Genomic DNA, 23,310 nt, shown 5'->3' on the forward strand with positions numbered 1-23,310 from the left:
AGCCTACCATGCCAGAACCGTTCCTCGAGCTGGTCGACATCAGCAAGAGCTATCCAGGCGTGGTCGCCCTCGACCACGTCGGTCTCCAGGTGTCGCCCGGCGAGGTCGTTGCGCTGATCGGCGAGAACGGCGCCGGCAAGTCGACGCTGATGCGCGTGCTCGGCGGGGTCGTGGAGCCGAGCGGCGGCGTCATCCTTGTCGACGGCGTCGCGCGAGGCTCGCTCACCGTGGCGGACGCGATCAAGGCGGGCATCGCCTTCGTCCATCAGGAACTGAACCTCTTCGACAATCTCGACGTCGCCGGCAACGTCTTCATCGGCCGCGAGCCCGTGCACGGCGGGCCCTTGCGGCTGATCGACCGCAAACGGATGCATGCCGATGTCGCGCCGCTGCTGGAGCGGCTCGGCTGCGATTTCGCGGCCGATGCGCCGCTCGCCGAACTGTCGCTGGCGCAGCGCCAGCTCGTCGAGATCATGAAGGCGCTTTCGCTCGATGCTCGTCTCGTCATCATGGACGAGCCGACCTCGAGCCTGACGCTCGCCGAGACGGACCGCCTGATGCGGACCGTGGCCAGCCTGAAAGCCCACGGAGTCAGCGTCATCTTCATCACACATCGGCTCAACGAGGTGATGCAGTGCGCCGACCGCGCGGTCGTGCTGCGCGACGGGCGCATGGTCGGCGCACTGACACGTGCGGAACTCTCTCCGGCGGCGATGATTCGCCTGATGATCGGCCGCGACCTGAAATCGCTCTACGTTCCGCCGGCCGCGCCGCCCGGCGACAGCGTGCTCGATATCGTCGATGCGGTCACCGACACCTATCCCGGCCGCGCCGTGAGCCTGTCGGTCCGCCGCGGCGAGATCCTCGGACTTGCCGGTCTCGTCGGGTCCGGCCGCACGGAGCTCGCGCGCGCCCTCTTCGGCATCGACCGATTGCGCGGCGGCGCGATACGACTCGATGGCGAGCCGATCCGGATCGCAAGCCCACGGGCCGCCATCGAGCAAGGCATCTATCTTGTTCCGGAGGACCGCAAGGGCGCGGGCCTGCTGCTCGACGTCTCGATCACGGAAAACATCTCGCTGCCGGATCTGGCCTCCTATATGCGCTTCTGGCTGGTGGATAGCGCGCGCGAGAACGAGAATGCGGTGCGTCAGCGCGAGCGCCTCAAGATCCGCGCGCCCGATGTCAAGACCGTCGTCGGCTCTTTGTCGGGCGGCAACCAGCAAAAGGTCGTGCTCGCCAAATGGCTCTCGATGCAGCCGAAGGTGCTGATTGTCGACGAGCCGACGCGCGGGGTCGATGTCGGAGCCAAGCAGGAGATCTACGGCATGCTGCGCCGCCTGACTGATGCCGGCGTGGCGATCCTGATGATCTCCAGCGACATGGAGGAGGTGATCGGGGTCAGCGACCGGCTCGCGGTCATGCATGAGGGCGCGATCTCGGGCTTCCTTGATCGCAGCCAGTTCAGTGAGCACAATGTGCTGCAGCTTGCCGTTGGCCACACAATCGCGGCGGAGGGACCTTGAGCAAGAAAGACCTGAGCCTTCTCGTTCTGATTCTGGTGGTCGGGACCGTCGTCGCCCTGATCAATCCGAGATTCCTGTTCGTGGGCAATCTCTCCAACACCGCCAACCAGATCGGGCTGTTCGGCATCTTCTCCATCGCGGAAGCCTTCATCATCATCATCGGCGGGATCGAGCTGTCGGTCGGTTCGGTGATCGCACTGCTGGGCGTCCTGTTCATCGACCTCATCGTCAATCACGACGTCAACTGGGTCGTAGCCCTCGCGATGATCGTCGCGGCCGGGCTCGTGATCGGCCTCGTCCATGGCACGCTGACGACCCGGATGCGGATCCAGCCTTTCGTTGTCACGCTGTGCGGCCTCCTGATCTATCGCGGCGCGGCGCGCTATTACACCGAGGACGCGACGGCTGGCTTCGGCTTCGGCGCGAGCTTTCCGACGCTGGAATGGCTGGCCGCCGGCCGCACCAACGTGCTCGGCTTTCCGCTGCCGCACAGCGTGGTGGCGCTCGCCGTGGTGGCCGTGATCGCCTGGGTGGTGCTTCACCGCTCGGTGTTCGGCCGCTATCTCTTTGCCGTCGGCAAGAACGAGGAAGCGGCACGCTATTCCGGCATTCGCACCAACCGCGTGATCGTCTCGGCCTATGTCATCTGTGGCGGGCTGACAGCGTTTTCGGCAATCCTGATCGCGATGTATACTCGTTCGATTTCCCCCGCCGTGCACGGCTCGTTCTACGAGCTCTACGCCATCGCCGCCGCAGTGCTCGGCGGCTGCTCCTTGCGCGGCGGCGAAGGCTCGATCATCGGCGTGGTGCTCGGCACCGTGCTGCTCCAGGTGCTGCAGAATCTGGTCAACCTGCTGGGCATTCCGAGCTCGCTCAATTTCGCGGTGATGGGAACGGTGATCCTGATCGGCGTGCTCGGAGATCAGTATCTCGTGCAACGACGCCAACGCGTGGGAGTGGCCAAAGGCCGGGAGCAGGCGAGCGTCGCTGCGGCGCCGCTCGAGCGAGTGAAGGTGGAGTGAAGGCGAGGGTCTCGCCGGCCTGTCGTCGACATAGACGGCCATCCAAGAGAGGACGTTCCAAAATATCTAGAACGTCACCCGCATCCCCGCATAGAACGCGCGCGGCCGCGCCGGGCTGAGCGAGCGCGGGTCGGTGAAGGCATTGCCGCCGTTGGTGAAGTTGGGCAAGGCCCCGGTATCGAAGAATTGTCCGTAGGTCGCGTAGCGCTTGTCGAAGATGTTGTCGACACGGCCATAGAGCTGGATGTTCTTCGTCACCTGGTAGGAGGTGTTGAGATTGAACACCGTGTAGGACGGCAGCTTCGCGAACTGGTTCGACTCGTCGCCGACGAGATATTGGCTGGAGACGAACAGCGCGTTGCCGCCGACCTTCCAGACGTCGGTCACGGCGTAGTCGACACCAACCTTGACGCGGTGGCGCGGGATCGCGGGGATCTGGTTGCCGGGCCTGACCTGGATGGTGTCGGTGGCAGGGTCTCTGAACGGGCTCTCCGAGCCGAGCTCGAGCGGATCAAGGAAGCGCGCATCGACGAACGCATAGCTCGCCTGGACCTGCAGCGTGGGCGACTTGATGCTGACTTCGGCTTCGAGCCCCTGCCGCCGGGTGCGGCCGACATTGGAGAAATAGCCGAAGCCGGTCCGCCCGACGACAGGCACCGCTACGATATCGTCATAATTGGTGGCACGGAAGCCGCCGACCTTCCATCCGAGCGTGCCGATGTTCAGCTCCTTGGTACCGCGAAAACCGGCTTCCACGGTCTTGGAGACGACCTGCTTCAACGGCGGATCCGCGACCAGAAACGCCGCGAGCAGGCAGGGCCTGGCGGGATCGGCGCAGCCGAGCTCGAGCGGTGTCGGCACGCGGTTGGCCTCGGAATAGCCGGCATAGGCGGTCAGCTCGGGCGTGATCTTGTAGGTGCCGCCGATGATCGGGTTGAAGCGGGTGTAGGTGTGATCGCCGTTGAGCGCGGTGCCGAGCTGGTCCTCCAGCGAGATCCGCGCCACGTTGAAGCGACCGCCGCCCGTGATGGCGAAAGCATCCGTGACGTTGAACGTGTCCATCGCATAGAGGCCGTTGTATTGGTTGACAGTCCGCAGCGAGACGGGGCCGGCGACCGGGTTTGCCGTGGGAGTCGGGCCCAGGAAAACGCCGCTGCCGCTGACGACGTAGTTCTCTCCGATCGAGCCGATCTCGGCGGTGGCGTTGTAGCGCGTGACGCTGGCGTCGTAGGTGGCGCCGATCACGAAGCGGTTGTCGTGGCCGAACAGCTGATCGCTGTTGGTCGCCTGCCCCGACACGCCGAGGGTGGTCGAACGGATCGAGCCGCGGTCGATCTCGCCGAGGATGGTTCCCGGCGCGAAGGGATTGGCGAGTTGCGCGCCACCCGCGCCGTTCGCCGCGGTGGTGTCATCGCCGAAGCACAGCAGCGCCGGATCCGCACCGCACTCCTGCACGTCGGTCGGGTTGCCGTCGACCACCTTCTGCTCGTACCTGCGCACGTGAGCGGTGCCTTCGAACGTCCAGGTCGGCGTCGCCTCGACCTTGCCGGTCAGGTTGAGATAGCCGACGCGATTGGAGGTGGTCTGCGGCGTGGTGTAGGTCGCGCCCCAATATTTGTCGAGCAGCTCGGCCGGGACAGTGGCGCTGGCCCCGAAATCGTTCTTGGCGACGCCCATGTTGGCGTGGAATTCGCTGTTGCCGGCTTTGTAACCGACATCGCCGTAGAAGCGCCGCACCGTCGATTGGGAGAAATTGCGGAAGCCGTTGTCGCGCAGGCCTTCGAGCGCGGCATAGACGGCATAGTTCTGGTCGACCTGCTTGCCCCATTGCGCCGAGCCCTGGACGCGGCCGAACGATCCGCCCATGAGGTCGAGCTCGGCGCCCTGATAGGTGAAGCCGTCCTTCATTTGCAGGTTGATCGCGCCGCCGAGCGCATTGAGACCGAAGGCCGGGTTGTTGGTCACCAGCGTCACCGACCTGATCGCGGCGGTGGGGATCAGGTCCCAATTGACGGCATCCGAGAATGCCTCGTTGATGCGGACGCCGTTCTGATACACCGCCAGACCTTGCGGCGTGCCGGTCACGGGCGATGCGACAAAGCCGCGGAATTCGACATCCGGCTGGAACGGATTGCCGGTGACTTCGCTAATGTTGACGCCGGCGATGTTGTCGCGCAGCGCGTCCGTGACGTTCAGCGAGCCCGTGCGCCTGATCTGGTTGGCATCGACGGCATTGATCGCCGACGGGACCTTGTCGACGTCGAGACCGCGGCCGATGCCCGGCGAGGTCGGATAGACGTAGATCCGTGTCCTCGGCGCGGCGGACGACGGCGCCCCGACGCGCGCAACCGGTCGCGACGGCGCCGCGCGCCGCGTCGCCGGAGGTGGTGCGGAGACCTCAACCGGCGGCAGGTTCTGGACGTTGGTCTCCTCGTCCGGCGCGGCCCCGGCAGGGCTCGCAAAGATCAAGCCCGATATAAACCCGGTCGACACCGAGGCCGTCAGCAAACCACGCTTGAACCAAACAACCCAGCCCATCCCCGCCTTCCCATCCGTGACCACCGACTGTCTTGATTTTCCGCCGATTGGTCGAGACGAGTTTATTCGGCCGCAATGCGGGCGCCAGCCACAAAAGGTCGGGTCCAATCCGCGCCCATTTTCCCGACCAAATCGGGAATTTTTCCCGGTCGCTTCGGGTGCGATCACGTTACCGCTGTCGGTACCAGCGCTTCCACGGTCACGCCGCCGTCACCGGAGACGACATTGAGCGTGCCGCCGAGCGCCAGGATCCGCTCGCGCATGCCGACGAGGCCGAAGCCGAGCTTCTGGCCCGGCTCCATGCCGCGGCCGTTGTCGCTGACCCGCACTCGGGCGCAGCCGCGGCCGCCGGCCTGCTCCACCGGCTCGATGACGACGCTGACCGAGGTCGCGCCGGCGTGGCGGAACACATTGGTGAGCGCCTCCTGCACGATGCGGTAGATGGTGAGATCGGCGGTCTCGCCGGTTGCGCCCAGCGCCGGCGAGATCGACGTCTCGATCGCGACGTCGGGACGCGACTCCCGCCACAGCCGCGACAGGGATTCCAGCGCCTGGCGCAGGCCGAGCTCGGCAAGGCCCACGGGCCGAAGGCGCTCCAATACGCGGCGGTTGAACTGCTGAAGCGCATTGATCTGCTCCAGCATGGCGCTGCCATGTTTGCGCACGGCATCCGCACTCGGCTCACGTCCGTCCGCCTGCTTCGCCAGCGCGCTCGCATGCGCGCGCAGCGAGAACAGATAGGGCCCGAACTCGTCGTGCAGCTCGCGCGCGATCTCCTTGCGCTCGATGTCCTGCAGCGACACGGCACGCTCGGCAAGGCGCCGCTTCTCCTCGACCGCTTCACCGAGTGTCGCGGCAAGATGGTTGAGCCTGGTGCAGATCGCGGCAAGCTCCGGCGCGCCGCCCGGCGCGACACGGGCCTCGTAATGTCCGCTTTCGAGCTTGCCCATGGCCTCCGCCAGCGACTGCAGCGGTGCCAGGGCACGGCCGACCACCTTCATCATCAGGAAAAACAGCGCGAGCGCGACCACCGAGCCGACCTCGAGCTGGGTCACGATGCCGTCCCAGATCTCGGCGATCTCGTCGTCGGGGTGCGAGGTGATCACCAGCGAGCCGGGCTTGCCGCGGATCGAGACCGGCACGCTGACCGCGGTCTGCTCGGGATGAACCAGGCTGACGAACCAGGCCGGCGGGCCGCGCACGTCGCCATCGGCGCCAAGCCGGGGCGGCGTCAGCGGGTTCCCACCGGAATCGTGCAGCGCGATGCTGACATGGCGCAGGCGGCTGAGATCGCGGGCGATCTGGTTCAGCCTGGCATCCGGATCGGGCGCCTCGTTGAGATCCGCAACGATCATCTCGATGAATTCGCGCGCGAGGCGGATTACGCTCTGGTCCTCGGCCTGCACGCGCGGGCCGGCCTCGGCGACCTGGCGGCCGATATTGACCGCGAGCCCCAGTGCCAGCAGCAACGCCAGCAAGAGATTGATGCGCCCGCGCAAGGAAAGATTTTGCCACATTGGTCTCGCTCGTGCCTCGCGAAGGGTTGGCCGCGCCTGTCCGATGACGTTGACAGAGCCGAACCGCCCGATATCTAATCGGAAGCGTACAGCAATCCCGGCCGGGGTGCATGAGGCGACACGAGACGCGCGTCTTGTCTGATCACCTCATGCGGCGCAGAACAGGCAAGCTCCAGGGGACGTGGCTGTCGCGAGGAACGCCCATGCGCATTCTGATCGTCGACGATCATCCCATCGTCGCCTCCGGCTGCCGTGCCGTGCTGGCCGACGAAGGCGAGATCGAGATTTTGGAGGCCGCCGACGCCGAGGACGGCGAGTGCGTCTTCATCGTCGAACGTCCCGACCTCTGCATCATCGACATCAATCTGCCGACCGTCTCCGGATTCGAGCTCGCGCGCCGCATCCTCGAGCGTGCTCCCGAGGCCCGCATCATCATGTTCAGCATGAATGACGACCCCGCCTTCGCCGCGCGCGCGATCGAGTGCGGTGCCAAGGGCTACGTCTCCAAGACCGGCGACCCCGACGACCTCGTCGAGGCGATCCGCGCCGTCGGAAGCGGCGGCACCTACCTTCCGACCGCGATCGCGCGCAGCATCGCCTTTGCGGGGCCGACGCTGGCGCAAAACCCGCTGTCGAAGCTGAACGCGCGCGAGATGGAGATCCTGCGGCTGCTCAGCGCCGGCAAGAGCCTGTCCGAGATCGCCTGGCTGGTGCAATCGTCCTACAAGACGGTCGCCAATACCTCGTCCATCATGCGCCAGAAGCTCGGGGTGAAGACCTCGGTCGAACTGGTGCGGCTGGCGATCGACAGCGGCGTCGCCTGACGACGCCACAAATTCGGTCACACAAGCGTTGCAATCTTGATGTGGTGAGATGCCACGGAGTCTTTCGGCATGACGATTCAGACTGTCTCGACCAACAAATCCCATGGCGGCGTGCAGGGCGTCTATCGCCACGCCAGCCAGGCGACCGGAACCGACATGGTGTTCTCGGTCTATATCCCGCCACATGCGGACGGCGCCAAACTGCCCGTGGTCTGGTACCTGTCCGGGCTCACCTGCACGCATGCCAACGTCACCGAGAAGGGCGAATTCCGCAAGGCTTGCGCCGAGCTCGGCCTGATCTTCGTCGCGCCCGACACCTCACCGCGCGGGCCCGACGTGCCAGGCGATGCCAACAACGCCTATGATTTCGGCCTCGGGGCCGGCTTCTATGTGGACGCCACGCAAGAGCCGTTCGCGCGCAACTATCGCATGTGGAGCTACGTCACGGACGAGCTGCCGAAGCTCGTGGCGGAGAACTTCCCGGTCGATGCCAGGCGGCAATCAGTGATGGGGCACTCGATGGGCGGCCACGGCGCGTTGACGGTGGCGCTACGCAACCCGCACCGCTTTCGCGCAGCCAGCGCGTTTGCCCCGATCGTGGCGCCCTCGCTCGTGCCTTGGGGCATCAAGGCGCTGTCCGGCTATCTCGGGCCGAACAAGGATTCCTGGCGCAACCACGACACGGTGGCGCTGATCGAGGACGGCGCCAAGTTCTCCGGCTTCCTGGTCGATGTCGGCGAGGCCGACAATTTCCTGAAGGAGCAGCTCAAGCCGGAGCTGCTCGAGGCCGCCTGCGCCAAGGCCGGCATCCCGCTGACGCTGCGGCGCCAGGCGGGCTACGACCACAGCTATTATTTCATCTCGACCTTCATGAGCGATCACCTGCACTGGCATGCGGCAAGATTGACGGCGTGATCTTGCTCTCTCCTCCCCCTCTCCCCGTTCTTACGGGGAGAGGCGAAGACCTCATGGCTTACCGTAATTCGGCGCCAGCAGGCGGTTGCGGATGAGGTAGCTCATGGTGCGCGACCAGGATTCATCCGTGTTGCCGCGCATGTCGGCGCTGGCGGCGGTGATCATGTTGCCGGTCTTCACGTCGCGCAGATAGACGTTGAGATTGATGATCAGGTTCGAGACCTTTTGCACGAGCCCGGTGATCTCCAAATCGGCACCGAGCTGCCCGGCGAGCTTGAGGTCGCAGCCGCCGCAGGCCTGCAGGTTGGCGTGACGGGCAGCCTCCCGTACCGGCGCGATGTCGAGCACCTGGAACTTGCCCGACTCTGCCAATTCCTTGCGCAGCTGCTCGCTGATGCGCAGGAGCCGCGCCTCTTCCGGCTTGGAGCCGTAGAACTCGCCCGGCAGGCTGGTGTCGATCAGCTCGAAATCGAACACCGCGAGTTTCGGCGGGTCGGCGAGCGCGGCCGCGCCCGTCAACAGCAAAGCCGCGATCGCCAACAATGCTCGCATGATCGTGATTCCCGGCCGTGCGCGCGCGGGGACGAAATGCGGGGTTGCATGGCCTGACAATTTGGTCATGCTTGAAGCAGAGACAATTCTTCACCGGCGGTCAAGCCGGGGAGATCGTCTGGAGGAAACATGACCCGATGGTTGGCCGGCCTGATCGGCTTTGGTCTTGCGGCGACGAGCGCGCTTGCGGCCGATCCCGTCACGGTCGGCGTCGGCTATCTCGGAATCGCCGGCACCCGATCGACGCTGTCGCTGGTCGAGCAGCCCGCCGAGAATGACGGCGTCGCCGGCGCGCGCCTTGCCATCGAGGACAACAACACCACCGGGAAATTCACCGGCCAGCGCTTCACGCTGGAGGAGCGCCGCATCAGGGAAGGCGAGGACGTGGCGCAGGCTGCGACCGCGCTCGCCGAGAAGAACGGCTTCATCATCGCCGACCTCCCCGCCGATGCGCTTCTGAAGGCCGCGGACGCCCTGCGCGACCGCGGCACGCTGCTGTTCAACGCCGGCGCGATCGACGAGCGGCTGCGCGAGGCCGATTGCCGCGCCAACGTCATCCACACCGCGCCGACGCGCGCGATGCTGGCGGACGCACTCGGCCAATATCTGGTGTGGAAGAAGTGGTCGCGCTGGCTGCTGGTGGTCGGCTCGCACGACGAGGACAGGCTGTTCGCCGATGCGCTCCGGCGAACCGCGGCGCGGTTCGGTGCCAAGATCGTGCAGGAGCGGACCTTCGAGGACAAGGGCGGCGCGCGGCGCACCGATAGCGGCGTGACGCAGATCCAGCGCCAGATTCCTGTCTTCACGCAACAGGCGCCGGCCTATGACGTGCTGGTCGCCGCCGACGAGAGTGAGGTGTTCGGCGCCTATCTGCCCTATCGCACCTGGGATCCGCGTCCGGTCGCCGGCTCGGCCGGCCTCGTGCCGCGCAGCTGGGACGCATCGCAGGACCAATGGGGCGCGATCCAGATGCAGAACCGCTTCATCAAGCTGAATTCGCGGCGGATGACCGCGCTCGACATGCAGGCCTGGACCGCGGTGCGCATGATCGGCGAAGCCACCTCGCGCACCAATTCCGGCGAGGTCAAGAAGGTCACCGATTTCATCAAGGGCCCGGATTTCTCCGTCGCCGCCTTCAAGGGCACGCGGCTGACCTTGCGCGACTGGAATTGGCAGCTGCGCCAGCCGATCCTCCTGGTCGACGGCCGCATGGTGGTATCGGTGTCGCCGCAGGAAGGATTCCTGCACCAGGTCTCCGAGCTCGACACGCTCGGCTACGATCGCCCGGAGAGCAAATGCAAGCTGAAATGAGGACGCAGATGTTGCGCATGTGGCGTGTGGGGCTTCTGTCCGGGCTGGCGCTCGTCGCATTGCCCGCGCATGCTTTCATCGCCTATGTCTCGAACGAGAAGAGCAACACGGTCTCGGTGATCGATACCGACAGCTGGACCGTGACCAAGACCATCAAGGTCGGCCAGCGTCCGCGCGGCATCGATTTCACCCGCGACGGCAAGTTCGTGATGGTCGCGGTCGGTGACGACGACACCATCCAGGTGATCGACACCAAGACGCAAAGCGTGGTGGACAGCCTGCCCTCCGGACCCGACCCCGAGCTGTTCGCGCAGGATGCGGCCGGCAAGATCCTCTATGTCGCCAACGAGAACGACAACACGGTGACGGTGATCGACCTCGAGAAGCGCACCCGGCTCGGCGATATCCAGGTCGGCGTCGAGCCCGAGGGCATGACCATCAGCCCGGACGGCAAGACGCTGATCAACACGTCCGAGACGACCAACATGGCGCATTTCATCGAAACGTCGTCGCGCCAGATCGTCGCCAACGTGCTGGTCGACGCGCGGCCGCGCTTTGCCGAGTACAAGCACGATTCTTCGGAGGTCTGGGTGTCCTCGGAGATCGGCGGCACCGTCTCGATCATCGACCCCAAAAAGCACGAGGTGATCGGCAAGGTCACGTTCGAGATCCCGGGCCTGCGGAAGGAGGCGATCCAGCCGGTCGGGATCGGCATGACCAAGGACGACAAGACCGCCTTCGTCGCGCTCGGCCCCGCCAACCGCATCGCCGTGGTCGACGTCGCCTCGCGCAAGGTGACGAAATATCTCCTGGTCGGGCAGCGGGTCTGGCACATGGCGTTCACGCCGGACGAGAAATATTTGCTCACCACCAACGGCGTGTCGAACGATGTCTCCGTCATCGACGTTGCCGCGCAAAAAGTGATCAAGACCATTCAGGTGGGCGAACTGCCCTGGGGCATTGCGATCGCGCCATGACCAGCCCTGCCCCGATCGCCGAACCGCAGCAGACGCCGAGACCGGGAGCGGCCACGGTGCCGGCGTTGTCGATCGAGGGCGTCAGCCATGCCTATGGTCCGCGGCGCGCCTTGACGGACGTGTCCTTCAATGTGCAGCCCGCGAGCTTCACGGCGCTGCTGGGACTCAACGGCGCCGGCAAAAGCACGCTGTTCTCGCTGATCACGCGCCTGTTCGGCATCCAGTCCGGCCGCGTCGGCATTTTCGGGCACGACGTCAGCAAGAGCCCCGGCGAGGCGCTGCGGCTGCTCGGGGTCGTGTTCCAGCCGCGCACGCTCGATCTCGACCTGTCGCTGACGCAGAACCTGCTCTATCACGCCGCGCTGCATGGCATCGGCCGCCGCGACGCCTCGGCGCGCAGCGCCGAGCTGCTCGGGCGCATCGGCCTTGCCGATCGCGCCGCGAGCAAGGTGCGCGACCTCTCGGGCGGACAGATGCGGCGGCTGGAGATCGCGCGGGCGCTGCTGCATCGGCCGCGCCTCTTGCTGCTCGACGAGCCGACCGTCGGCCTCGACGTCAAGGCTCGCGCCGACATCATCAGCCATGTCCGCCAGCTCGTGACCGAGCAGGGCATCGGCGTGCTCTGGGCCACGCACCTGTTCGACGAGATCATGCCCAGCGACGATCTCGTGGTGCTGCACCAGGGAAAGGTGCTGGCGCAGGGGCCGATGAGCCGCGTCGTCGCGGAGGCCGGTGCGCAGGACGTCAACACCGCCTTCATGCGCCTGACCGGCGCGCAAACCATGCCTGGAGGCGGCGCATGAGCAGCATCACAACGCGCGAGGCGCCGCGGGGATTTTCGCTCTCCGAGTACATGACCTGCCTCACTGGCATCGTCTGGCGCGAGGGGCTGCGCTTCCTGCATCAGCGCGAGCGCTTCGTCTCGGCACTGGTGCGTCCCCTGGTGTGGCTGTTCATCTTTGCCGCCGGCTTCCGCCAGGTGCTCGGCATCTCCATCATCCCGCCCTACGAGACCTACATCCTCTACGAGGTCTATATCGCGCCGGGGCTGATGGCGATGATCCAGCTCTTCAACGGCATGCAGTCCTCGCTGTCGATGGTCTATGACCGCGAGATGGGCAACATGCGAACGCTCCTGGTGAGCCCGCTGCCGCGTGGGTTCCTGTTGTTCTGCAAGCTGCTCGCGGGCACCGCGGTATCGTTGCTCCAGGTCTATGCGTTCCTGCTGATCGCCTGGCTCTGGGACATCACCCCGCCGCCCCAGGGCTATCTCACCGTGCTGCCGGCGCTGATCCTGTCGGGGCTGATGCTGGGCTCGCTCGGCATGCTGATCTCGTCGGGCATCAAGCAGCTGGAGAACTTCGCCGGTGTCATGAACTTCGTGATCTTCCCGATGTTCTTCGCCTCCTCCGCGCTCTACCCGCTCTGGCGGGTGCAGGAGGGCAGCCCCTATCTCTACTATCTGTGCGAGGCCAATCCGTTCACCCATGCGGTTGAGCTGATCCGCTTCGCGCTGTATGGCCAGGTCAACTGGATCTCGCTGGCGGTGGTCGCGACCTGCACAATCGTCTTCATGATCGGCGCGATCCTGGCCTATGATCCCTCGCGCGGGCTGGCGCGACGCGGGCCTGCGGGAGGCGAAGGATGATTGTTCGAGTTCTCGCCAGTGCTGTCCTGGTGCTCGCTGTTGCGAGCACGGCGGCGCACGCCGCCGATCCCCGCTATCCGGACTGGCCGTGCACCCAGGCCAAGGTGCCGGAGATCTCGCTGGCTGCCGTGTGGGCCGGTCCGCCGCTCGACGACGTCCAGAACAGATGGAAGGACGACGCCAGGATCAGCGCGCTCGTCGCAAAGCTGGCGGCGCGCAAGACGCCGCTGGATGAGGCGGAAAAGCTGGTGAAGGAGTTTCTCGCAGGTTCCGCCGCCGACAAGAGTGCGAACGCCAGGCTGCTGTTCGCCGGCCTGTTCGACACGCTCAACGCCCAGCGCTCCCAGGTCATGAACGGGCTCGAACGCGTCAGCCGCAAGCAGCGCGATGCCGCCGACAAGATCCGCGAAGAGACGATTCAGCTCCAGGCCCTGCAAGGGGCCACACCGCGTGACGAGGCGAAGGTCGAGGCGCTCAGCAACGAGTTGATCTGGAAGACCCGGATCTTCGAGGACCGCCACAAGGTGGTGCGCTTCGTCTGCGAGGTTCCAACCTCGATCGACCAGCGCCTGTTCGCGCTCGGACGCGTGATCCAGCAGGAAATGGAATAGCGTCAGTTGGGCTGACGGCTCACGGAAAGTTCCCGCAATCGCCTCAGCAACGTTAACCTTTCGCCGCGCTATCTGCCGGAACCAAATCGATTTATGATGGCTTGTCGAAGTGAACTCCAGACGTCGGGAGGCCTCGATGGGAACCACAAGATTCATGTTCGCGGGCGCCGCGGTCCTCGGCATGCTCGCAACCAGCGCCTTCGCTGACGACATGACCGGGATGATCACGCGGATCGATCGGCTCAACGGCACGATCTCGATCCAGCAGACGCAGAAGGGCACGGTCGGCGCCAGCACCGGCAGCGCCGGCGCGCTGCAGGAGTACAAGGCCAAGGATGCCGCGATGCTGGACGCCGTCCATGCCGGCGACAGGGTGAGCTATTCTGCGACCGAGACCAACGGTACGGGCACGTTGACGAAGTTGCAGAAGCAGAAGCCGTAACACCGTCTTTCGTCTCCCGCTTGCAGGGACAGGCAGAGCACTTCGCCCAACCGTTACTGGTCCGGGCGCGGTTCCGGCTGCGCTTCCTCGGTCGGAAGTTTTGCTCCCTCCCAGCCGTCGGTGCCGTCGGGATACCAGGCGATGTTGGAATAGCCGTAAGCCAATGCGCGCCTGGCTGCGTTCCAGGACATCCAGCAATCGGCGAGGCAATAGATCACCAGCAGCGCGGCCTTGTCGCCGCGCGAGGCGCGCACAAGGCCACGCTGGAGATAATCGTCCATGGCGCGCGGCAGATTGCCGTAGCCGGTGTCCGGCAGCCAGAGGCTGCCCGGAATGTTCCTGCGCGGCGCATCACGCCACACCGTGCCCGCAGGCAGGTTCTTCGGCTTCGGCGGGCGCGGCATCACATCGACGAAAGCGCCGCTGCTCGCGCGCCAGATCGCCTCCGCCTCTCCGGTCGTGAGCACGCGCGCGCCAGCGAGCGTCGCCGGCACCGGCGCGCGATAATTGTCGGTGCGATAGCCCTCGGGCTCGAACGGCTCCTGCTGCTGCGCCAACGCCGGGACCACGAGCAGGGCAACGACGAACGCCGCAGCAAGCGGCCGGCTCATGGCGCCTTCTTGGCAGTCTCCGCGCCGAGCGGCCGATTGCTCTCGTCCAGCAGCGGCACGCCGAAATCGAGCAGGATCTTGTTGATCTCGCCCTGGTTCTCCTGGATGACCCGGTTGAGCTGCCGCTTCCAGTTCTGGTCGGCGGGACGCACGCCCATGCCGATGCGATAGACCAGCTTCGGCCCGGTGGTCTCCTTCACCAGCGGCGTGACGTGCAGCGAGGAGCCGGCCTTCTTCGCATAATAGCCGGCCATCGGTCCCCAGAGCACGCCGGCGTCGATCTTGCCGGCAGTGAGGTCCTCGATCATCGCCTGCGCCGAATTGTCGAAGCGCGTGTCGATCATCAGCGGATAGGGTTTGGCGTCGCCCATCAGGCCCGCCAACGCCATATTCGTCGCCGGCGGCGTGCCGGCGACGATGCCGATATGCTTGCCCTTCAGGCGTGTGTCCTCCAGCGTATCGACGTCCTCGAGCCCGCTGCCGGTCTTCGCGACCAGCGCATAGGTCGTGCGGTAATAGGGATTGGTGCCCTGCACGAGGTCGTCGCCCTGCGGGAAGCCCATGATGACGTCGCAGCGATGTGCGCCCAGCGTCATTCGCACGAAACCGGTCGCTTGCGGAAAGAAGACGTAGTCGAGCTTCTTCTGCAGCTTGTCCGCCAGGAACTCGGCGAGCTTGTTCTCGAACCCCTCGCCCTTCTCGTTGGAGAAAGGCAGGTTGCGCGGGTCGGCGCAGACGCGCAGCACCTTCGGGTCGACCAGCTCGAATGAGAGATCGCCGGTCTCGTTGGTCTGCGCAATGGCGATATCGCCGAACGCACAGGATGCGATCACGATGCAGAGTGAAAACCACCAGCGACGATGTCGTCCGGCCTGCGTCATCGCGCTTCCTCCTCGTTTTGTTTGAATGTTATCCATGCAACGCATGACGCGCCACGTGTGCCAACTTTTGCTGGCTTTGCTTTGTTGCAGTGCAATGAGGCCGATCCTTTGAACTGAGGCGGAAAAGTGTCTCGCATCGCTCTCGTGATCGCAGCCTTGTCCCTGGTAGTAGCGACGCTAGCACGCGCCGGAGCGGCCGAATTGCCTGTGAGCGAAGTCGCGCCGGGAATCTTCCTACACTCCGGGACCATCGCGCTGATGAGCCGCGAGAATGAGGGCGACATCGCCAATGTCGGCTTCATCGTGGGAGATGACGCGGTGGCCGTGATCGACACCGGCGGCAGCCTGCGCGAAGGCGAGGCGCTGCTGGCGGCGGTGCGCGCGCGCACGCAGAAGCCGATCCGCTATGTCATCAACACCCATGGCCATCCCGACCACGTCTTCGGCAATGCTGCCTTCGTGGCGGAGGGAGCCAGCTTCGTCGGCCACAGCAAGCTGCCGCAGGCGCTGGCGAGCCGCGGACCGTTCTATCTCGACAATTTCAGACGGATCATGGGCGCCGAGTTGATCGATCCCGTGAAGATCGTGCCACCGACCCTGCTCGTGACGGACACGCTGACGCTCGATCTCGGATCGCGCCGCTTGACCCTGAGGGCATGGCCGGCCGGGCACAGCGACAACGATCTGACGGTGTTCGACGAGACCACCAAGACCCTGCTTGCTGGCGATCTCGTCTTTCTCCGCCACATTCCGGTGATGGACGGCAGCATTCGCGGCTGGCTCGCTACGCTGAAGGAGTTGGAGACGATCCCGGCGCTGCGCGTTGTTCCCGGTCACGGCCCCGTGAGCGACTGGCCTGCGGCGCTGAGCGATCAACGGCGTTACCTGTCAACGCTGCTGTCCGACGTCCGCGCCCTGAACAAGAAGGGCGCGCCGATCCGCGCCGCTGCGGACAAGGCGGCCACGGAAGAGCGGCCGCACTGGCAGCTGTTCGAGGACTACAACGCCCGCAACGCAACTGCAGCATTTTCGGAAATTGAATGGGAGTAGCGGGCGCGCTACGCTGGCAGAGATCAGCTTCGCTTGATCCAAGGAGCATGACCATGACGGGATGCACACGCCGCCTGCCCCTGATCGCCCTGCTCCTCGGCATCGCCTTCGCCGTGCCGACGCAAGCGGAAGTGGCCTACGATCCCTGGCCGGGCCTGGTGCAGGACATCTTCAGCAACCGGCCAATGAACGACGGCAGCGCCGTCATCGGCATCGAGATGCCCTATCGCGCCGAGGATGCCGCGATCGTACCGGTGACGCTGCGCAGCAAGCTGTCGCCCGCAGATAGCCGCCGCATCCGTTCGATCACGCTGGTGATCGACCGCAACCCCGCACCGATGGCCGCGAAGTTCGAGCTCGGCCCGGACGCCAATGTCACGGAAATCTCGACCCGCGTGCGCGTCAACAATTACACCGACGTGCACGCCGTGGCCGAGCTCAGCGACGGCCAGCTCTACGTCTCGAAAGTCTATGTGAAGGCCTCCGGCGGCTGCTCGGCCCCGGCAGCAAAGGACGTGGAGGAAGCCAAGAACCGGCTCGGCCAGATGCGCTACCGGCAATTCGCCCGTGAGGACGGTCCGGCCAGCCGGTTGCGCGAAGCGCAGATCATGATCGGCCATCCCAACAATTCCGGATTGCAGATGGACCAGATCACGCAGCTCTATATCCCCGCCTTCTTCATCAACCAGCTCAAGCTGACGCAGGACGACAGCCCCGTGCTGTCGATGGAAGGCGGCATCTCGATCTCGGAAGATCCCAACCTGCGCTTCACCTATGTCTCCAACGGCGCCAAGCGTTTCCGCGCGGAAGCGAAGGACACGGACGGGCACGTATTCCGCAATGAATGGGACGTGGAAAAGCCGGGGACATAGCTGCGTTTCTCGCTGTCATTCCGGGGCGGTCCGCAGGACCGAACCCGGAATCTCGAGATTCTCAGGTGCGCAATTGCGCACCGTAGTTCGATGCTTCGCATCGTCCCGGAATGACGGTGCTGGGATCAAAAACACCTCACCTCGGCTTCCGCTTGCGCGCGCCTCAGGTCATTCACCGCCGAATTGGCCTGCTCCGAGGTGCGAAACTGCACGCCGAGATTGCCGCGCACTTGCGACATGCTGAGCGCGGTCTCGGCGGTAACATAGCGCTCGTAGGGGATGATCGAGGCGACCACGTCGATCGAGCAGGAACATTGCTCGATCGCGGACCGCGTCTCGCCATTGGCCTTCATGCAGCCATAGACATATTCGGCGCGCGCCGCGGTGGGATAATCATTGGCCTCTTCGGCGCCTGCCGCGCATAGGCTCGCAGCGAGCGCCGTCAATGCGGCGACAATCGGTCGTAGCCGTCCGGCCAGATTCATGCGCGTCCTCCCGCTGGTTGCGAGCCAAGCTATGCTATGCGTATTGTGCTGAAAAGCACTCTGTCAGAGGAAACGGCTCACAAGGTGATGAGAGTTTTGGCACGAATATTGGCGCTCGCAACGGCGCTGACGCTAGCCGCACCGGCCGGCGCCGCGGACACGATCCGCCTTGCGGTGCAGAAGACCGGAACATTCTCGTGGGAGCTGGCCGCGATCCGCAGCGCCGGCCTCGACAAGGAGGCCGGCCTGTCGCTGGAGGTCACCGAGCTCGCGAGCACCGAGGCCGGCAAGATCGCGATGCGCGCCGGCAGCGCCGACATCATCCTGTCGGACTGGCTGTGGGTGTCACGCGAGCGCGCGCTCGGTGCCAAGCTCGCCTTCTATCCCTATTCCAGTGCGCTCGGCGCCGTGATGGTGCCGGCCAATTCGCCGATCAAGACGCTTGCCGACCTCAAGGGCCGCAAGCTCGCGGTCGCCGGCGGGGCGATCGACAAGAGCTGGCTGCTGCTGCAGGCGCGGATGAAGCAGGACGGCATCGACCTGAAGTCGGACGCAACGATCGTCTATGGCGCCCCGCCCTTGATCGCCGCCAAGTCGCTGGACGGCGAGATGGATGCGAGCCTCAACTTCTGGAATTTCTGCGCCCAGCTCGAAGCCAAGGGTTTTCGCCGCCTCGCCGGCATCGAGGAGATCTTGCCGAAGCTGGGTGCCAAAGGCGCGGTCGCCGCGGTCGGCTATGTCTTCGACGAGAGCTGGGCCGCAAGCCATAAGGAGGCAGTCGCGCGCTTCATCGCGATGACCCGCAAGGCCAAGGAGCTGCTGGTGACCTCGGATGCGGCCTGGGACAAGGTCGCGCCGCTCACCGGCACGACCGATCCTGCCCTGCTCAAGACCTACCGCGACCGCTACCGCGACGGCATTCCGCGCCGGAGCATCGATGATGAGGAAACGGACGCGCGCGTGCTGTACCGCGTGCTGGCCGAGATCGGCGGACGCGAGCTCGTCGGCCCCGCAGCCGAGCTCGACCCCGGCACCTTCTATCACGCGGTCCCCGGAGACTGAGGTGCTGCGCCTGCTCTCGTTCGCCCTGTTCCTCGCGATCTGGTGGATTGCCGCGCTCCTCGTCGGCGGCGCAAAGCTGCCCTCCCCGCCGGCGGTGCTTCAGGTGATGATAGCGGAAGCATCGAGCGGCGCGTTGTTCCTGCATCTCGGCGCCACGCTGGCGCGCGTCGCGCTCGCCTTCACGCTGGCAATGTCGCTCGGCAGCGCGATCGGCTATTTGATGGGCCGGGTCAAGCTCGCCGACCGGCTCGGCGATCCCTGGCTGATCCTGCTGCTCAACCTGCCCGCATTGGTCGTGATCGTGCTGGCCTATATCTGGGCTGGCCTCACCGAGGCCGCCGCGATCGCGGCGATCGCCATCAACAAGCTGCCGACCGCCATCGTCACCTTGCGCGAGGGCACGCGCGCACTCGACCGTTCGCTCGACGAGATGGCGAGCGTGTTCGCGATGCCGCGCTGGCGCGCCTTCCGCCACGTCGTGCTGCCGCAGCTTGCGCCCTATATCGCGGCCTCTGCCCGCTCCGGCCTGTCGCTGGTGTGGAAGATCGTGCTGGTCGCCGAGCTGCTGGGACGGCCCAACGGCGTCGGCTTCGAGATCGGCGTCGCCTTCCAGCTGTTCGACACGCCGCGGCTGCTGGCCTATTCCCTGACATTCGCCGCCGTCGTACTCGTCATCGAAACCTTGCTGGTGCAGCCGTTCGAAGCCCGCGCAAACAGGTGGCGGCCCCGTGCGGCTTGAGGTCGACATCACGGGCAAGACCTTCCGGAGTGCCGCGGGCGGAACGCACGAGGTGCTGGCACCGGTCAAATTCGCGCTGCAATCCGGTGAGGTCGGCGTGCTGATCGGCCCGTCCGGCTGCGGCAAGAGCACGATGCTGCGCATCATCCTCGGACTGGACCACGACTTTGCAGGCCACGTCGCGCGACCGCCGCAGGCGCGGATCGGCATGGTGTTCCAGGAGCCGCGCCTGTTGCCGTGGCGCTCGGTCGAGCAGAATGTACGGCTGGCTGCACCCGGTGTCGCCGATGCCAAGCTCGCCGAGCTGTTCAAAATCCTAGAGCTGGAAGCGCATCGCAACCATTATCCCGGTGAACTCTCGTTGGGTTTGGCCAGGCGCGTGGCGCTCGCCCGCGCCTTTGCCGTCGAGCCGGATATTCTCGTGCTCGACGAACCGCTGGCATCGCTCGATGACGCTCTCGCCGGACGCCTGCGCGATGAGATTGCAACGCTCGTCGCGAGTCGGCCAGTGATGACGCTTTTGGTGACACACAGCCTGGACGATGCAGTGCGCCTGGGCGACCGGCTGTTCTTCCTGTCGCCGCGACCGGCGCGGATCGTGGCCGAGGTGCCTATCGGCATCCCGCGCGGCACACGCGGCGAGGCCGAGATTGCGGCGATCAAGGCCAGCCTCGCCCAACGAACTCAAGGCGACCGCACTGAGCGAGATGCCTCATAGCCGCTCGCCTGGCGGACGTGCTAGATTAGGCCGGCGGCGGAGCTGATGATGACACGGACAGTCGCCTTCGCAACGCTTGGTCTTGCAGCGCTTAGCCTCGCACTGGTTGCGATGACGGCGGGCGCGCAGGACATGATGCGTGGCGTCGACCTCACCTCCCCCGCGATGGTCTCGGCTGAAATGACGAGGCCGGAGGTCGAGGCCATGTTGGCCAAAGCGAGCCCAAAGCAGCCTGCCGATTTCACTGGCAAGCGCCTGTCGGGTCTCGATCTCTCGGGGCTGGACCTGTCCAACACGGTTCTCCGCGCCGCGCGGCTCAACAAGACAATACTTCGAGACGCCAGGCTGGACGGTGCGATCCTCGATCAGGCGTGGCTGCTGGATGCGGATCTTACCGGCGCAAGCCTGAAGGGCGCCAATCTGTTCGCCTCGCAAATGGCCCGCGCGCGTCTCGACGGCGCGAACCTGTCAGGAGCGCGCATCGCTGCCGACCTCACCGGCGCAAGCCTGGTCGGCGCCTCGATCGCGGACGCGCATCTTGGCGCCGATATGCGCAACCAGTCGATGGGGCTGATGCGCGCGGTGCTGAGATCCGCCAACCTGGAACGGCTGAACGCGCGCAACGCCGATTTGTCGCGCGTCGACTTCGAATTCGCAGTCCTCAGGAGCGCCGATCTGAGCGGCGCATCACTGAAAAACGCCCAACTCGGCGGAGCCGATCTGACCGGCGCCATCGTCATCGACGCCGATTTCGACGGCGCCGACCTCGTCTCGGCGAAGCTGATCGCACCGAACGGCCTTGACCGCGCCAAGAATTTCGACAAGGCAAAGAACCGCGAGCGCCTGATCAGGGAATGACGGCGCCCTTTGGGAGGACTGGCTGATGCGTGGGGTTCTTGCTTTGATCGCGTTGTTGACGCTTGCCGGCGAAGCCGCCGCGCAGACCAAGAGCAAGGGCATAAGGCTCTGGAATCTCACGACGGAGACGATCTCCGGCTTCCAGCTCTCGCCCGCTGGCAGGACCGACTGGGGTCCGAACCAGTGCCTGAACGACAAGGATAAGGAGGTCGACCACGACGAGCGGCTGCGCATCACCGGCATCGAGCCCGGCCGCTACGACGCCAAGGTCAGCTATCCCAATGCACGGCAGTGCATCGTCCGCGACATCGAGATCAAGGCCGACGCGGTGTTCTCGATTGCCGACAAGGATTTGAAGGACTGCAGCAAGTAGCGCTTGAATCGATTCTTGCAGCTCACGCCTTGTCGTTCGGGTGCGGATATTCGCAGCGCCACCGCACGGCCTGCCATTTCGGATGCTCGCCGATCCATTGCGCGATATAGGGCGGCGCGGCCATGACGCATTGGCGGGGCGACCCGGAATAGTTGAACACCAGATGTTGCTCTTCGCAGGTCGCAGGCGAGAGCACCGCACACACAGTCACCACCAGGTCAATCGGGTTCATGCCGGGATCCTCTCGCAACGGGCGATGCAGAGATTAGCACATGGAGCTACGCCCCAAGGAGGGGGAAGTTTCAAAGCGCCGAAGCCTCATCATGGCCGGGCTTGTCCCGGCCATCCACGCCTTGCCTCGTGGAACAAAGAACGTCGATGCCCGGGCCTTCGCCTCGCCGAAGCGGCTTCGGCGCGCAGGCGGGACGAGCCCGGGCATGACGACCTTCCGCGCTAGAAGTTCACGCCGAACACCAATCGCGCCTGATGCCGCTCGAAATTGACGAGATCGAGATTGCCGCCTGAGCCGGCTGGGCGCCCCCAGGCCTGCATGCTCCAGCTCATGGTGAGCCGGGAGCGCTCGGAGAGCTGGAAATAGGCGGTGGGGCCGACAAACAGGGCCTGGCCCGAGAACTCGCCGAGGCCGATGCCCTCATATTGCCGGAAGTAGCGCATCTCGCCGCCGAGCAGCACATTGGGCCGCACCCGCACCAGGCCGGCGAACGCGGCGCCGATCGTCGAGCTCTTCTCGGAAGCCCCTCCAATCTCGAACCGCGCCCATTCCGGCTGGTAGATCAGGTTGAGGGCGCCGATGGCGAAGTTCGGGATCAGTTCGCGGTCGAAAGCGAGCGTGAATTCGGTGCCGTACATCCGCCCTTTCGCGCCGCTGGTCTCGTCGATGCGGTCGCCGTGGAGCTCGGCCGCAATCGTGAGGCCGAATGGCGCACGCTCGCGGTTGAGCAGGCGATAGCGCAGGTCGAGCGAGACGCCCTGGAAGTTGAACTGGCGGCGATCGTCGATATCAGGGACGCCGGTGATGTCGTGCAAGCTGGCGGTGCCGCCGACTTCGATACGAAAATTCGGCAGCGGCACCACCTCGATCTCGAGCTCCTGCGCGAGGGCGCGATAGGCCACCCCGCCTTTGCCGAAGCGCCCCGTCGTCTGGCTCTGGAATTCGCGCTCGCCGACATTGCCGACATCGGTGCCGATCATGAAGCCGAAGATGTGCTCGGTATCAAAGCCTTCCTCGGCGCTGGTGCGTGCCGGCGCCAGCACGATCGCGCACGCGATCACCAACCAGAACTTGCAGGCTCTGCCGCCCATGCCGTGCCCCAAAGGCGCGCTCCGCTCTGATGCGGCAGCAGCGCTGACCGAGCACCAGCGTAACACACTGCCGCGGAGCATGGTCGAGATTTTGCGGAAGAGAATTGAAGCTCCTGCACATGCGGCTTTGGTGTCGATCCGCAAAGCACAGAGCACGGCGAGGCGGTGATCCGACACTGCCACGGCGACGACGGCGTTCGCCATCGAAGCCGCAGCAGGTCGTCGGTCTTACTTGCGCGAAGCGCAGGCGTACATGTTGATTTCCATGCCGACCGGCACTTCCACGATCTTCGGAGCTTTCCAAGCCATTCGGGTCTCCCAAGGTATTGAGCGCGACATCGCGCGGCGAAAAACCTAGGGCTGCCTCAAGGGCAGTTCAAGCCTCGATTCGTCTGCCGAGCGCGTCTGTGCCGATTCTTCGCGGCCACATTTCTCTCTCGGACAAAGCAAGTTCC

General features: G+C 65.2%; 26 protein-coding genes. 17 read left to right on the forward strand and 9 right to left on the reverse strand.

Going from position 1 to position 23,310, the window contains the following annotated elements:
- Window positions 1–8: 8 nt before the first annotated feature.
- Both AB7M16_RS09305 and AB7M16_RS09310 read left to right on the forward strand, forming a co-directional pair.
- Complete coding sequence (locus AB7M16_RS09305) at window positions 9–1,526, forward strand: sugar ABC transporter ATP-binding protein (RefSeq protein WP_453943722.1); 1,518 nt, start codon at window positions 9–11, stop codon at window positions 1,524–1,526.
- A complete protein-coding gene (locus AB7M16_RS09310; RefSeq protein ID WP_453943723.1) occupies window positions 1,523–2,548 on the forward strand; it encodes an ABC transporter permease in 1,026 nt (341 codons plus the stop codon). The genes AB7M16_RS09305 and AB7M16_RS09310 overlap by 4 nt, the downstream gene beginning before the upstream one ends.
- A 66-nt stretch (window positions 2,549–2,614) precedes the next feature.
- On the opposite strand, the gene AB7M16_RS09315 is transcribed toward AB7M16_RS09310, so the two are convergent.
- A complete protein-coding gene (locus AB7M16_RS09315) occupies window positions 2,615–5,086 on the reverse strand; it encodes a TonB-dependent receptor (protein WP_453943724.1) in 2,472 nt (823 codons plus the stop codon).
- Between the two features lie 164 nt (window positions 5,087–5,250).
- On the reverse strand, window positions 5,251–6,603 hold the full coding sequence (locus AB7M16_RS09320; protein ID WP_453943725.1) for a histidine kinase: 1,353 nt from the start codon (window positions 6,601–6,603) through the stop codon (window positions 5,251–5,253).
- Window positions 6,604–6,806: 203 nt separating this feature from the next.
- On the opposite strand from AB7M16_RS09320, the gene AB7M16_RS09325 reads away from it, so the two are divergent.
- Both AB7M16_RS09325 and fghA read left to right on the forward strand, forming a co-directional pair.
- Window positions 6,807–7,427 (forward strand): response regulator, encoded by a 621-nt coding sequence (locus tag AB7M16_RS09325; RefSeq protein WP_036007891.1) that lies wholly within the window; start codon window positions 6,807–6,809, stop codon window positions 7,425–7,427.
- A 69-nt stretch (window positions 7,428–7,496) separates the two neighbouring features.
- Window positions 7,497–8,342 (forward strand): S-formylglutathione hydrolase, encoded by an 846-nt coding sequence (fghA, locus tag AB7M16_RS09330; RefSeq protein WP_172785557.1) that lies wholly within the window; start codon window positions 7,497–7,499, stop codon window positions 8,340–8,342.
- A 51-nt stretch (window positions 8,343–8,393) separates the two neighbouring features.
- On the opposite strand, the gene AB7M16_RS09335 is transcribed toward fghA, so the two are convergent.
- Window positions 8,394–8,963 carry a DUF3280 domain-containing protein gene (locus tag AB7M16_RS09335; protein ID WP_453943726.1) on the reverse strand — a complete coding sequence of 190 codons (570 nt, stop codon included), beginning with the start codon at window positions 8,961–8,963 and terminating at the stop codon, window positions 8,394–8,396.
- A gap of 60 nt (window positions 8,964–9,023) precedes the next feature.
- Here AB7M16_RS09335 and AB7M16_RS09340 point away from each other — a divergent pair, with 60 nt between their 5' ends.
- From AB7M16_RS09340 to AB7M16_RS09365, 6 genes are all read left to right on the forward strand, one after another.
- Entirely contained in the window at window positions 9,024–10,205 is a 1,182-nt protein-coding gene (locus AB7M16_RS09340; RefSeq protein WP_453943727.1) for an ABC transporter substrate-binding protein, read from the forward strand.
- Between the two features lie 8 nt (window positions 10,206–10,213).
- Entirely contained in the window at window positions 10,214–11,182 is a 969-nt protein-coding gene (locus AB7M16_RS09345; protein WP_453947145.1) for a YVTN family beta-propeller repeat protein, read from the forward strand.
- The gene (locus AB7M16_RS09350; RefSeq protein ID WP_439402956.1) at window positions 11,179–11,985 is read left to right on the forward strand and encodes an ATP-binding cassette domain-containing protein; all 807 of its coding nucleotides are present in this window, start codon (window positions 11,179–11,181) and stop codon (window positions 11,983–11,985) included. The genes AB7M16_RS09345 and AB7M16_RS09350 overlap by 4 nt, the downstream gene beginning before the upstream one ends.
- On the forward strand, window positions 11,982–12,830 hold the full coding sequence (locus tag AB7M16_RS09355) for an ABC transporter permease (protein WP_172785561.1): 849 nt from the start codon (window positions 11,982–11,984) through the stop codon (window positions 12,828–12,830). The genes AB7M16_RS09350 and AB7M16_RS09355 overlap by 4 nt, the downstream gene beginning before the upstream one ends.
- A complete protein-coding gene (locus tag AB7M16_RS09360) occupies window positions 12,827–13,441 on the forward strand; it encodes a hypothetical protein (RefSeq protein WP_172785562.1) in 615 nt (204 codons plus the stop codon). The genes AB7M16_RS09355 and AB7M16_RS09360 overlap by 4 nt, the downstream gene beginning before the upstream one ends.
- A 136-nt stretch (window positions 13,442–13,577) precedes the next feature.
- A complete protein-coding gene (locus AB7M16_RS09365; protein WP_172785563.1) occupies window positions 13,578–13,883 on the forward strand; it encodes a copper-binding protein in 306 nt (101 codons plus the stop codon).
- A gap of 53 nt (window positions 13,884–13,936) precedes the next feature.
- On the opposite strand, the gene AB7M16_RS09370 is transcribed toward AB7M16_RS09365, so the two are convergent.
- Window positions 13,937–14,494 (reverse strand): PQQ-dependent catabolism-associated CXXCW motif protein, encoded by a 558-nt coding sequence (locus AB7M16_RS09370; protein ID WP_172785564.1) that lies wholly within the window; start codon window positions 14,492–14,494, stop codon window positions 13,937–13,939.
- Window positions 14,491–15,375 (reverse strand): substrate-binding domain-containing protein, encoded by an 885-nt coding sequence (locus AB7M16_RS09375; RefSeq protein WP_453943728.1) that lies wholly within the window; start codon window positions 15,373–15,375, stop codon window positions 14,491–14,493. Before AB7M16_RS09375 ends, AB7M16_RS09370 begins: the two co-directional genes overlap by 4 nt.
- 126 nt (window positions 15,376–15,501) lie before the next feature.
- Here AB7M16_RS09375 and AB7M16_RS09380 point away from each other — a divergent pair, with 126 nt between their 5' ends.
- Window positions 15,502–16,425, forward strand: a complete 924-nt coding sequence (locus AB7M16_RS09380) for a quinoprotein relay system zinc metallohydrolase 2 (RefSeq protein ID WP_212255277.1) — start codon at window positions 15,502–15,504, stop codon at window positions 16,423–16,425.
- A gap of 53 nt (window positions 16,426–16,478) precedes the next feature.
- Complete coding sequence (locus tag AB7M16_RS09385) at window positions 16,479–17,297, forward strand: quinoprotein dehydrogenase-associated SoxYZ-like carrier (protein ID WP_453943729.1); 819 nt, start codon at window positions 16,479–16,481, stop codon at window positions 17,295–17,297.
- Window positions 17,298–17,422: 125 nt separating this feature from the next.
- On the opposite strand, the gene AB7M16_RS09390 is transcribed toward AB7M16_RS09385, so the two are convergent.
- Window positions 17,423–17,782 carry a hypothetical protein gene (locus AB7M16_RS09390; protein ID WP_453943730.1) on the reverse strand — a complete coding sequence of 120 codons (360 nt, stop codon included), beginning with the start codon at window positions 17,780–17,782 and terminating at the stop codon, window positions 17,423–17,425.
- 87 nt (window positions 17,783–17,869) lie between these two features.
- Between AB7M16_RS09390 and AB7M16_RS09395 the strand changes: the two genes are divergently transcribed.
- Genes AB7M16_RS09395 through AB7M16_RS09415 form a run of 5 tightly spaced genes read left to right on the forward strand, consistent with a single transcriptional unit; the run spans window position 17,870 to window position 21,532 of the window.
- Window positions 17,870–18,844, forward strand: a complete 975-nt coding sequence (locus tag AB7M16_RS09395) for an ABC transporter substrate-binding protein (protein ID WP_453947146.1) — start codon at window positions 17,870–17,872, stop codon at window positions 18,842–18,844.
- Window position 18,845: 1 nt separating this feature from the next.
- Window positions 18,846–19,583 carry an ABC transporter permease gene (locus tag AB7M16_RS09400; protein WP_172785569.1) on the forward strand — a complete coding sequence of 246 codons (738 nt, stop codon included), beginning with the start codon at window positions 18,846–18,848 and terminating at the stop codon, window positions 19,581–19,583.
- Window positions 19,573–20,301: an ABC transporter ATP-binding protein gene (locus AB7M16_RS09405; RefSeq protein ID WP_172785570.1), complete on the forward strand. Its 729-nt coding sequence runs from the start codon at window positions 19,573–19,575 to the stop codon at window positions 20,299–20,301. The genes AB7M16_RS09400 and AB7M16_RS09405 overlap by 11 nt, the downstream gene beginning before the upstream one ends.
- A gap of 48 nt (window positions 20,302–20,349) precedes the next feature.
- On the forward strand, window positions 20,350–21,159 hold the full coding sequence (locus AB7M16_RS09410) for a pentapeptide repeat-containing protein (protein WP_453943731.1): 810 nt from the start codon (window positions 20,350–20,352) through the stop codon (window positions 21,157–21,159).
- A gap of 25 nt (window positions 21,160–21,184) precedes the next feature.
- On the forward strand, window positions 21,185–21,532 hold the full coding sequence (locus tag AB7M16_RS09415) for a hypothetical protein (protein ID WP_172785572.1): 348 nt from the start codon (window positions 21,185–21,187) through the stop codon (window positions 21,530–21,532).
- Between the two features lie 22 nt (window positions 21,533–21,554).
- Here the strand turns inward: AB7M16_RS09415 and AB7M16_RS09420 are convergent, their stop codons facing one another.
- From AB7M16_RS09420 to pqqA, 3 genes are all read right to left on the reverse strand, one after another.
- Entirely contained in the window at window positions 21,555–21,764 is a 210-nt protein-coding gene (locus AB7M16_RS09420) for a hypothetical protein (RefSeq protein WP_172785573.1), read from the reverse strand.
- A 221-nt stretch (window positions 21,765–21,985) separates the two neighbouring features.
- A complete protein-coding gene (locus AB7M16_RS09425) occupies window positions 21,986–22,855 on the reverse strand; it encodes a hypothetical protein (protein ID WP_439402949.1) in 870 nt (289 codons plus the stop codon).
- Between the two features lie 228 nt (window positions 22,856–23,083).
- Window positions 23,084–23,164, reverse strand: a complete 81-nt coding sequence (pqqA, locus tag AB7M16_RS09430) for a pyrroloquinoline quinone precursor peptide PqqA (protein WP_008562446.1) — start codon at window positions 23,162–23,164, stop codon at window positions 23,084–23,086.
- Window positions 23,165–23,310: the final 146 nt, after the last annotated feature.

The sequence above is a fragment of the Bradyrhizobium sp. USDA 372 genome (genome assembly GCF_053629095.1).

What these genes read in the sequence shown, in the direction of transcription:
- AB7M16_RS09305 (WP_453943722.1), top strand. Translation starts at nt 9, where the DNA reads ATGCCAGAACCGTTCCTCGAGCTGGTCGACATCAGCAAGAGCTATCCA.
- AB7M16_RS09315 (WP_453943724.1), bottom strand. Translation starts at nt 5,086, where the DNA reads ATGGGCTGGGTTGTTTGGTTCAAGCGTGGTTTGCTGACGGCCTCGGTG.
- AB7M16_RS09320 (WP_453943725.1), bottom strand. Translation starts at nt 6,603, where the DNA reads ATGTGGCAAAATCTTTCCTTGCGCGGGCGCATCAATCTCTTGCTGGCG.
- AB7M16_RS09325 (WP_036007891.1), top strand. Translation starts at nt 6,807, where the DNA reads ATGCGCATTCTGATCGTCGACGATCATCCCATCGTCGCCTCCGGCTGC.
- fghA (WP_172785557.1), top strand. Translation starts at nt 7,497, where the DNA reads ATGACGATTCAGACTGTCTCGACCAACAAATCCCATGGCGGCGTGCAG.
- AB7M16_RS09335 (WP_453943726.1), bottom strand. Translation starts at nt 8,963, where the DNA reads ATGACCAAATTGTCAGGCCATGCAACCCCGCATTTCGTCCCCGCGCGC.
- AB7M16_RS09340 (WP_453943727.1), top strand. Translation starts at nt 9,024, where the DNA reads ATGACCCGATGGTTGGCCGGCCTGATCGGCTTTGGTCTTGCGGCGACG.
- AB7M16_RS09345 (WP_453947145.1), top strand. Translation starts at nt 10,214, where the DNA reads ATGTTGCGCATGTGGCGTGTGGGGCTTCTGTCCGGGCTGGCGCTCGTC.
- AB7M16_RS09350 (WP_439402956.1), top strand. Translation starts at nt 11,179, where the DNA reads ATGACCAGCCCTGCCCCGATCGCCGAACCGCAGCAGACGCCGAGACCG.
- AB7M16_RS09355 (WP_172785561.1), top strand. Translation starts at nt 11,982, where the DNA reads ATGAGCAGCATCACAACGCGCGAGGCGCCGCGGGGATTTTCGCTCTCC.
- AB7M16_RS09360 (WP_172785562.1), top strand. Translation starts at nt 12,827, where the DNA reads ATGATTGTTCGAGTTCTCGCCAGTGCTGTCCTGGTGCTCGCTGTTGCG.
- AB7M16_RS09365 (WP_172785563.1), top strand. Translation starts at nt 13,578, where the DNA reads ATGGGAACCACAAGATTCATGTTCGCGGGCGCCGCGGTCCTCGGCATG.
- AB7M16_RS09370 (WP_172785564.1), bottom strand. Translation starts at nt 14,494, where the DNA reads ATGAGCCGGCCGCTTGCTGCGGCGTTCGTCGTTGCCCTGCTCGTGGTC.
- AB7M16_RS09375 (WP_453943728.1), bottom strand. Translation starts at nt 15,375, where the DNA reads ATGACGCAGGCCGGACGACATCGTCGCTGGTGGTTTTCACTCTGCATC.
- AB7M16_RS09385 (WP_453943729.1), top strand. Translation starts at nt 16,479, where the DNA reads ATGACGGGATGCACACGCCGCCTGCCCCTGATCGCCCTGCTCCTCGGC.
- AB7M16_RS09390 (WP_453943730.1), bottom strand. Translation starts at nt 17,782, where the DNA reads ATGAATCTGGCCGGACGGCTACGACCGATTGTCGCCGCATTGACGGCG.
- AB7M16_RS09395 (WP_453947146.1), top strand. Translation starts at nt 17,870, where the DNA reads ATGAGAGTTTTGGCACGAATATTGGCGCTCGCAACGGCGCTGACGCTA.
- AB7M16_RS09410 (WP_453943731.1), top strand. Translation starts at nt 20,350, where the DNA reads ATGACACGGACAGTCGCCTTCGCAACGCTTGGTCTTGCAGCGCTTAGC.
- AB7M16_RS09415 (WP_172785572.1), top strand. Translation starts at nt 21,185, where the DNA reads ATGCGTGGGGTTCTTGCTTTGATCGCGTTGTTGACGCTTGCCGGCGAA.
- AB7M16_RS09420 (WP_172785573.1), bottom strand. Translation starts at nt 21,764, where the DNA reads ATGAACCCGATTGACCTGGTGGTGACTGTGTGTGCGGTGCTCTCGCCT.
- AB7M16_RS09425 (WP_439402949.1), bottom strand. Translation starts at nt 22,855, where the DNA reads ATGGGCGGCAGAGCCTGCAAGTTCTGGTTGGTGATCGCGTGCGCGATC.
- pqqA (WP_008562446.1), bottom strand. Translation starts at nt 23,164, where the DNA reads ATGGCTTGGAAAGCTCCGAAGATCGTGGAAGTGCCGGTCGGCATGGAA.